Here is a 3,516-nt window from a genome sequence, read left to right on the forward strand (position 1 = left end):
CCCGCCTCGTCGCGCAGCCGCTTGAAGAGGTTGATGATGATCATGCGGCGCGAGGCGTCGATCATCGAAACCGGCTCGTCGGCGACGATCAGTTTGGGGTCCGGGATCAGCGCCCGCGCCACCGAAATGCGCTGCAGTTCACCGCCCGAAAACTGGGCCGTGTATTTGCCGCGCACCTCTTCATAGTTGAGACCCACGCTTTTGAGCGCCGCTTCCACCGCGGCCTCGGCCTGCGGCCCATCCATGCCCGCCACCCGCCGCGCCGTCTCTTCGAGATAGACGTCGACCGGTCGATAGCGGCTGAACGCCTCAAAGGGATTTTGGAAGATCGGCTGCACCAGCCCCAAAAAATCCTTCTTGGAAGGGATGGCGCCCTGGCCTGCCACGACCTCATCATAGACGATCGCTCGCCCGCTCGTCGGCGTTTCCAGCCGCAGCAGCGTCTTGGCCAAGGTCGTCTTGCCGCTGCCCGATTCCCCGACAATGGCAATCACCACCGGCTTGTCGCTTTCGACGGTGATGTTGACGTCGTTGAGCGCCTGGATCTGCTTGGCGCGCACGATGCCGCCAAGCCGGTAGGTCTTGTTGAGGCCCTCGGTCTTGAGAATGAAGGTCATGCCAAAACTCCCGCTTTCTCGCGCGCCGGCTGGGCGACGAAATGGCCCGGCTTTACCTCGATGAGATGGGGCTCGACCCTGAAGGCGCGATCGCCGCCGGCTCCGGCCTGGCTGGCGATCACGCCGCGCATGCTGTCGTCGCCAATGGTGGGCAGGGAGTCGATCAGCATCTTGGTGTAGGCGTGCTGCGGGTCGGCAAACACGCTGTCGGTATCGCCATATTCGACGACGCGCCCGGCATACATGATCAGCATCTTGTGGGTGACCTGATAGTGGACGCCCATGTCGTGCGAGACGACGAGGATGGTATTGCCCATCTCCTCCTGCAGCTCCATGAGGAGCATCAGAATGTCCTTCTGCACCACCACGTCGAGCGCCGTGGTCGGCTCGTCGGCGATGATCAGCTCGGGCTGGAAGAAGGTGGCGAGCGCGATCATCATGCGCTGCCGCATGCCACCCGAAAGCTGGTGCGGATAAGAATCCATCGCCTCCGGCGGCAGGCCCAATTTGCCGATGTAAGCCCGTGCCCTTTCAAGCACCCGCTTCTTGTCGCTGTCCGTGCCAGGAAAATCGATGAACTGCTCACGGATGCGGATCACCGGATTGAGCGAGTTCATCGAGGATTGCGGGATGTAGGAAATGGTCTTGAACCATTCTTTGCGTACGTTCTCCGCCGTCACCGGCTTTCCGTCCGCCCCCGTCAAGCCGTAGTCGATGCTGCCGCGCGAGAGATACATGGGCGACTGGATATCGCCATAGATCGCCTTCATTAGCGTCGATTTGCCCGAGCCTGACTCCCCTGCAATGCCGACGACGCAATTGTCCGGAATGGTGAGGGTCACCCCGTCGACGGCGTCGATGGTCCGGCCGCTGATGCGATAGCTGATCTTGAGATCGTTGAGCCGGATCATGACACACCACGCTTGCTGGCAAAGGCCTGGTTGAACCCGGTGGAAGTCAGGAACAGCCCGAGGAAGAGGGTAACGGTCGCGACGATTGGCGCCACGATCCAGGGATATTGCCCGGTGAAGAGGGCGTTGTAGTTGAGGGCCCAGAAGATAATGGAGCCAAGCGTCGGCACCTCGACCTTGGAGAGGCCGATCACGGCCAGGGTCGCTTCGGTATTGATGGCGAAGAGCACGGTATTGATGAAGCCAACGAGGATATAGGCCGACACGTAGGGGAAGATTTCCTTGGCGAGGATGTCGACGGTATTGGCCCCCGAGAACCGCGCCATGTTGATGAATTCGCGCTCCCGCAAGGTGAGCGCCATGGCGCGAACGGTGCGTGCGTCCCAGGCCCAGCCAAAGATGATGATGATCAAGCCAACGGTGAAGAACGAGGTGTTTCCCCGGATCAGCGCGCCCAGAATGATCAGGATCGGCAGGAGCGGAATGGTGATGAACGTATCGACGAACAGCATGACGATGCGCTCGAATGCGCCGCCGATATAGCCGGCGCTCAGCCCGACAATGGTCGCAACGATCGTCACGCCCACCGCAACCAGAATGCCGAGCATCAGCGAGTTCTTGATGGCAAAGACCAGGAACCAGAAAATGTCCTGCCCCAGCGCATTGGTGCCGAGCCAATGGACGCCCGACATGGGCAGGTTGCGCATGTAAGTGGCCTGCACCGACGGATCGGCCGGCGCGAAGTAGGGCAGGATGAAACTGCCTAGCCCCATGACGATCAGGATGACGAGACCGACCGCGAGGCGGCCATTGAGAAGCCAGAGCAGTCCGCCTTTGCGGCGTCCGGGCTTACCGACGACAGGCGGCGCAACAACCAGCGCCACGGGATCGGCATTGTTGATGTCCATGCTCATTTCGTGCGGATCCGCGGGTCGAGGAGAGGATAGATGAGGTCGATGACAAGGCCGGCAGTGGCGACAGCCAGGATCGAGAGCGTGATGGCGCCGTAGAGCACGTTGTAGTCGCCACCCGTCGCGGCGGTGCGCATGATCAACCCGATGCCGGGATAGGAGAAGATGATCTCGGTGAGCAGCGCGCCGTTAAAGATCATGCCCAGCGACAGGGCCAGGGCCGTCACCTGCGGCAAGAGCGCATTGCGGAACACATAGCGCGTCATGCGCGTCCAGTTCGAGGTGCCCTTGAGCCGCGCATAGGTGACATAGGGCTCTTCGGTGGTCGCGACCGCCAGGGCCTTCATCGAGAGGATGTTCCAGCCAAAGCCCGCCAGAACCAGCGTGATGGCCGGCAGGAGCGAATTGTAGAGGATCATCCCCACCTTGGGCCAGGTCATCTCGCCCACCGGGAAGGTCGGGGAGAGCGGAAAGATCGGGAAGATATAGGCCAGCAGCAGCAGCACCGTGACCGCGAGAATGTAATAGGGGATCGGGTAGAGGAGGATCCCGACGAATTCGAGCACCGAGGCGGCCTTCTTCTTGTGGAAGTAGCCGGCAACGAGCCCCACCATATTGCCCAGGAGCCAGGCAATCATCGTCGAGGTCAGCAGCAGCCCCAGCGTCCAGGGTAGCGCCGTCAGGATCATGGTCGAGACTTCGGTCGGGTAATAGGTGAAGGACGGACCGAAATCGAAGTCGATGACGACGCGCTTCAGATAGGAAAAATACTGGGTGAGGATGTCGCCCTTGAGGCCATAGAGCACTTCAAGATTGGCCCGCATTTCTGCAATGGCCTCGGGGGTAAGCGTGCCATTGGCGCGGCTCTGGATCTGCCCGATATAGCCATCCACCGGATTGATCGGCATGAGGCGGGGCAGCATGAAGGTAATAGTCAGCCCGATAAACAGCACGGCGAGATAGAGGCCGAACCGCTTGGCGACGTAGGCGAGAACACCCATCAGTCAGTCCTTCGCAAGGGCGCAGCCGGAACACCGCTGCGCGACGAAACAAGAGCCCGGAGAAGCGTTCAGCGCC

At 61.1% G+C, this 3,516-nt stretch carries 4 protein-coding genes; all 4 read right to left on the reverse strand.

Annotated features, from left to right (window positions below; genetic code table 11):
- Positions 1–617: ATP-binding cassette domain-containing protein (locus ABW043_RS10815; protein WP_353921219.1), on the reverse strand; the 617-nt coding region annotated here is incomplete at its 3' end.
- Positions 614–1,528 (reverse strand): ABC transporter ATP-binding protein, encoded by a 915-nt coding sequence (locus ABW043_RS10820; RefSeq protein ID WP_353921220.1) that lies wholly within the window; start codon positions 1,526–1,528, stop codon positions 614–616. The genes ABW043_RS10815 and ABW043_RS10820, both read right to left, overlap by 4 nt.
- On the reverse strand, positions 1,525–2,442 hold the full coding sequence (locus tag ABW043_RS10825; protein WP_353921221.1) for an ABC transporter permease: 918 nt from the start codon (positions 2,440–2,442) through the stop codon (positions 1,525–1,527). Before ABW043_RS10825 ends, ABW043_RS10820 begins: the two co-directional genes overlap by 4 nt.
- The gene (locus ABW043_RS10830; protein WP_353921222.1) at positions 2,439–3,440 is read right to left on the reverse strand and encodes an ABC transporter permease; all 1,002 of its coding nucleotides are present in this window, start codon (positions 3,438–3,440) and stop codon (positions 2,439–2,441) included. Before ABW043_RS10830 ends, ABW043_RS10825 begins: the two co-directional genes overlap by 4 nt.
- Between the last annotated feature and the right edge of the window lie 76 nt (positions 3,441–3,516).

It is taken from the genome of Devosia sp., from assembly GCF_040509215.1.
Taxonomy (GTDB): Bacteria; Pseudomonadota; Alphaproteobacteria; order Rhizobiales; family Devosiaceae; genus Devosia.

What these genes read in the sequence shown, in the direction of transcription:
- ABW043_RS10820 (WP_353921220.1), bottom strand. Translation starts at nt 1,528, where the DNA reads ATGATCCGGCTCAACGATCTCAAGATCAGCTATCGCATCAGCGGCCGG.
- ABW043_RS10825 (WP_353921221.1), bottom strand. Translation starts at nt 2,442, where the DNA reads ATGAGCATGGACATCAACAATGCCGATCCCGTGGCGCTGGTTGTTGCG.
- ABW043_RS10830 (WP_353921222.1), bottom strand. Translation starts at nt 3,440, where the DNA reads ATGGGTGTTCTCGCCTACGTCGCCAAGCGGTTCGGCCTCTATCTCGCC.